Genomic DNA, 5172 nt, shown 5'->3' on the forward strand with positions numbered 1-5172 from the left:
CACCGATCCGGCCAAACCGTAGTCGCTGTCGTTGGCGATGCGGATTGCGTCCTGCTCGTCCATGTAGGTGAGCACTGTCAGGACGGGGCCGAAGATCTCTTCGCGTGCGATGCGCATGTCGTTGGTGGCATCGGTGAACAGCGTCGGCCGCACATACCAGCCGCGGTCTATCGGCGGGTCGTCGCCGCCGAGCACCGTCCGGGCGCCCTCGGCCACCCCGCAGCGGATGTAGTCCTGCACCCGATGCTGTTGGCGTTGGGCGACAAGCGGTCCGATGTCGGTCGACTCGTCAGCCGGATCGCCGACACGCAGTCCGGTCATCATGTCGGCGAGCGCGTCGACGACCTCGTCGTGGCGGCGTTCGCTGACCAGGATGCGGGTTTGCGCCACACAGGCCTGCCCGTTGTTCATCAGACCGGCCGTCTTCAACCCGGTGACCGTCTTGTCGATGTCGGCGTCGTCGAGAATGATCGCCGCCGACTTGCCGCCCAGCTCCAAGCTCACCCGCTTGAGCTGCTCACCGCAGATAGCGGCGATCCGGCGCCCGGTGGCGCTGGAACCGGTGAACGCAACCTTGTCCACACCGGGATGGCGCACCAGGCACTCCCCGACGTCTCGGCCGCCGGGAAGGATCGACACCACGCCTTCGGGCAGATTGATCTCCTCCAGCATCTCGGCCAACCACAAGGCGTCCAAGGGTGTTTCGGGCGCGGGCTTGACAACCACAGTGCAGCCGGCGATCAGCGCTGGGATCAGCTTCGGCATGATGAGGAATTGAGGAACGTTCCACGGCACGATCGCGCCCACCACGCCGACCGGCGCCTTGCGCAGGTGGACCTGCCCGAGCACACCTCGGCGGCGCTCCTCCCACGAGAACTCCCGCCCCGTCGCCAACGCCAGCTGCATCATGTGAGCCGCGCCAGCCGCCTGACCTAATCTCGAAAAGCTGCGCGGCGAGCCCATTTCCGCGGTGATCAGATCGGCCATCTCGTCGATGTGGCCGGCATAGATAGCGGCTAGCTTCTCGATCTTCTCCATGCGCTCGTGTGGCTCCAACCGGGGCCAGGGACCCTCGTCGAAAGCCCGTCGCGCGGCGCGCACCGCGGCGTCGACGTCCTCGGGGCCGGCCTCCGGGACCTCGCCGACCGGCCCTTCGGAATGCGGTGAGATGACGGTGAGACGGCGCCCGGTGGCGGGCTTGCGCCAGCGTCCGCCGATGAACAGTTCGTCGTAGAACAGGTGGGCGGGATCCGTCATGGCACCACCTCAAGTAGGAAACGGCTATTACTGCTAATATAATAAAAAAGCCTGACCAGAAGAAAAGGCCGATTTGAGCGACCAACTGCGGGCGGACACCGAGTGGCGCCGCTATCCATTTCGTCTGGTGCCCGCCGACGATATGTTGGACTTCCCCGCTGCCGAAGGCGCACACCCGGATCAGGAGTCAGACACCTGGTTCATTGCCGGTGAGCTGATGGGCACCTCCGGTCGGGCTTATGCGTTCTTGACCATCTTCAACAAGAACCGCCCGGGCGGATCGGTGGTCGCCGACTTTTACACGATGGCGCTATTCGATTGTGACACCGGCGCATACGGCACCTACACCGACTACGACATGCCGCCGGCCAGCTTCAGGCGGGCAGGCCCACCCAAGCTGACCGCGGCCACCGGACACCTCGATCTCAGCTACGAAAGCGAGGCCGGTACAGCGGTTTGGACCTCCCGCCGTAGCAGCGACGGCGAACTGGTGCCGTACACCTACCGCGTCGACCTGGTGGGCGTCGACCAGGCGGACCAACCGATGCGGCTCGCGCTGGACGTGACACCGACGCGCGCACCGGTACCCGTCGGTGCCTCGAAGTACCGGGGCCGCATTGACTGCTTCGGCCAGCCCGACACCTATTCGTATTTTCAGACCAGACTGGCGATGACAGGGACACTGCGCTGGGGACAGGTGTGTGAACAGGTCAGCGGCGAGGCGGGACACGTGGACCGGCAGTGGTTTCCCAAGTACGCCGGAGGAGGAGGCACCGGGGGAGACCCACGGGCCCGGTCGCACGAATGGCGCACGATCAACCTGGACAACGGTATCGATCTGAGTATCTGGCGGCAGTTCGACCGCACCAACGGCAATGCACTGCAACCATTCTCGGGCGTTACGGTCAGCTATCCGGACTCGCCGCCCGAGTGCGCCGAGGATGTCGAGGTCGCCGTCGATAGCTATGTGCCATGGCCGGATTCGGTTCACCCGCTGCTGCCGCCGCTGTCGCCGACCCGGTTCATGCCCGACCGCCACCGGCTGACTTGCGCCACACTGCAGCTGGATCTGACCGGAGAGCCCTTGGTGGCCGCCCCTGCGCATGCTCTGCCGATCGAATATATGGAGGGTCCGTATCGCTATCACGGGACTCTGCGCGGAGAGGCGGTGAGCGGGTTCGGGTTCTACGAGCGCTCGCTGGCTCTCTACCGCGATTGGGAGCTGGCCGACGTGCGGGCGGTCGACTGAGCGGCCAAGGCGTCGGCCCAGCTGCGGTGGCGATGCTGCAGGCCAGGTTCATTGCGCCCGAACAACAGCTGCTCGCGCGCTCCTGACTCGAGGTTGGCTTGCAGCTGCGCGGCCAGCTGGTAATCCTCGTCGCGCACGGTGGCGTGGGCATAGTCGAACACCGCTCGCGCACCGGCCACCACCGACTCGTCGGACAGATCCAGCGGCGTCGAGTTTTGGTGCACGGTAACGGATCTGCCCGGTTCGCTGCCGGGATATATGCGGAACAGTTCGCCGTTGGCGATGGTCACCGAGAGCACGATATTCGGAAACAGGGCATAGATGACAACCATGTTGTGGAACGGATCCCACTGGTCTTCGGCAACGCTCTCCAGTTCCAGGATGGAGTTGAGCGGGAAGATCAACCGGTGATGGGGGCCGTACGCGTCGAAGACGGTGCAGTTGCTGCGAGCGATCTTGGCGAACGTCTCGCGGTGCACGGTGGCGAAATGGTAGTTCTCCGAGAACGTGTCGACCGCCAGTTTCCAGTTGATGGGCGAGTCGAGCACCTTCTCGCCGAGTGGAGACCATCGCCCGATGCCCCACGAGTCGAGTTCGTCGGCCAGCGACCCGAGGTGTGAGGCGACATCCAGCGTGGCGCCACGGTCCAACGCGATCCAGAGAAACCCCGCGAACTCGGCGGCAGGCAGCTCGGACAGACCGTCGGACTTCACAGCGATCCGTGGGAAGCCCTCGCGTCCCGGAACCGTAACCAAACGACCGGTGTTGTCGTATGTCCACGCATGGTAGGGGCAGGTGAACCTTTTCGCGGTGCCGCATCCGCTCGCGACTTGCGATTGGCGGTGCAGGCAGACATTGTTGAACGCCTTGACCATTCCGCCGGATGTTCTGGTCAGCAAGATCGATCGCCCCATCACCGTCTTGGTGCAGTAGCTGCCCGGCTCCGGCAGCTCCGAGACGTAGCCGACCAGCTGGGGACTGGCCATCAGCAGTGCCCGCTCGCGTTCATGTCGCTCCGCCGAGGTGTAGTCGCGCGCGTCGACAGTGTGCTCGGCCGGCGCCAAGTCGGTCGTCTTGTCGCGCGCCAGCTTCAGCGCCCGGCGGGTCAGGTCGATGAGCTGATCGCGGTCCACGCAATCAGTACAGACCTTGCGACAGTTGTAAGGTCAAGGCGTGGCTGAGCAGTTGCTGATCGGCGACGTCACGGCCCTGACGGGGATCGCGCCGGGCCGCATCCGCCACTACGAAAAAATCGGGCTGTTGCGGGCAGACCACCTGTCCAACGGCTACCGCGTCTTCGAGGTCGACCAGGTCCTCGAACTACTGCGCATCGACCTGTTGCGTAGCCTCGGCGTCAGCATCAGAGACATCCAGCGGTTGGCGCATCAGACCACTCTGGCCGACGTCCTCGACGAGCACCGCGCGTCGCTGGTGGCTCAACGCGACCGGCTGAATCAACTGATCGCCGCCATCGACGCGGCCACCGACATTGCCGACTCCGACGTCAACGAACGCATCCTGCGGCGGCTGGCGACGTCGCACCGCGACAGCATCGGCGTGATCGGGCGGCTCAGCGCCCCGCTGTCTCCGCCGATCGCTGCGATGTACGCCGAGTTGTTCAACGAATGGCAGCTGCCGGTCCCAGCCCTATTCGGACAGATGCTGCTGCCGCCGGCGGCCAGCACCCTGCTGGAAGCCCTGGCCGAGACGCCGGGCCGCCAGGTCTTCTTCGACCGGTTACGCCGATTGGCGCGCGACGTAGTCGCTCTTGATGAAAACCACACCGCCGCAACGGCGCTTGCACACCGCTGGATCGACGAGCAGCTGACCGATCCGCTGCCCGAGGACGTCGTCGGCATGCTGCGGTGCGTGCAGCCGCTGCTCGAACACGACCCGGTCATCGTGCAGGGGTTTAGAACCTGGGCGGAATCGATTACCCCGGCAGCTGCCCAATTCATCGACGAGATCACCCGGGAGGCCTCCCGCCGGCGGTTGGTCACCGTCAGCGTCATCGTGCTGCCGCACTCACCCGATCGGCAAAGCGCCCCGGCGTCTTGACGTTAACTTTACAATCTTAGTTGTAAAAGGCGAACGCGGTGGGACAGCGCGTTCGGTTTGGCAGCGCGGGAGGTGCAGCCATGGAGTTGAACGATCTGGTCATGGTCAGCGTCGACGACCACGTCGTGGAGCCACCAGATGTCTTCGACGGGCGCTTGCCGTCGAAGTATGTCGAGTTGGCGCCGAAGTTCGTCACCAACCCGGACGGCACCAACGTCTGGCACTACAACGGCGAGACCGTCAGCAACGTTGCGCTGAACGCCGTCGCCGGCCGGCCAAAAGAAGAGTACGGAATCGAGCCCACGTCGTTCTCACAACTGCGGCCGGGCACCTACGACCACAACGAACGCGTCAAGGACATGAGCGCCAACGGGGTGCTCGGGTCGTTGTGCTTCCCATCGTTTCCGCAGTTCTGCGGTCAGTTGTTTGCGCGCACCAAAGACAAGGATGTCGCGCTGGCGATGGTGCGCGCCTATAACGACTGGCACATCGACGAATGGTGCGGCAGCCACCCCGGCCGGTTCATCCCGTGCGCCCTTCCCGCGATCTGGGACCCGGAGGTAATGGCGGCCGAGATCCGGCGGGTAGCCAAAAAGGGCTGCCACGCT

The 5172-nt window shown here is 64.7% G+C and carries 5 protein-coding genes; 3 read left to right on the plus strand and 2 right to left on the minus strand.

Translation table 11 applies throughout. The features are described from left to right. Window positions 1–1257, minus strand: a 1257-nt coding sequence (locus tag VFA16_RS09430) for an aldehyde dehydrogenase (RefSeq protein ID WP_324967555.1), incomplete at its 3' end; no start/stop codon positions are given. A 142-nt stretch (window positions 1258–1399) separates the two neighbouring features. Here VFA16_RS09430 and VFA16_RS09435 point away from each other — a divergent pair. Further along, window positions 1400–2506, plus strand: a complete 1107-nt coding sequence (locus VFA16_RS09435; RefSeq protein ID WP_324967559.1) for a lipocalin-like domain-containing protein — start codon at window positions 1400–1402, stop codon at window positions 2504–2506. Here VFA16_RS09435 and VFA16_RS09440 read toward each other — a convergent pair. Next, the gene (locus VFA16_RS09440) at window positions 2464–3639 is read right to left on the minus strand and encodes an aromatic ring-hydroxylating oxygenase subunit alpha (protein WP_324967556.1); all 1176 of its coding nucleotides are present in this window, start codon (window positions 3637–3639) and stop codon (window positions 2464–2466) included. The two genes, VFA16_RS09435 and VFA16_RS09440, sit on opposite strands and share 43 nt — an antisense overlap. A gap of 40 nt (window positions 3640–3679) precedes the next feature. On the opposite strand from VFA16_RS09440, the gene VFA16_RS09445 reads away from it, so the two are divergent. After that, on the plus strand, window positions 3680–4564 hold the full coding sequence (locus tag VFA16_RS09445) for a MerR family transcriptional regulator (RefSeq protein WP_324967557.1): 885 nt from the start codon (window positions 3680–3682) through the stop codon (window positions 4562–4564). A gap of 80 nt (window positions 4565–4644) precedes the next feature. Beyond that, window positions 4645–5172, plus strand: a 528-nt coding sequence (locus VFA16_RS09450; protein ID WP_324967558.1) for an amidohydrolase family protein, incomplete at its 3' end; no start/stop codon positions are given.

Source organism: Mycobacterium sp., assembly GCF_035653355.1.
Taxonomy (GTDB): Bacteria; Actinomycetota; Actinomycetes; order Mycobacteriales; family Mycobacteriaceae; genus Mycobacterium.

Excerpts from the sequence above, each read along its gene's own strand:
- VFA16_RS09435 (WP_324967559.1), top strand. The coding sequence starts at position 1,400 with ATGTTGGACTTCCCCGCTGCCGAAGGCGCACACCCGGATCAGGAGTCA.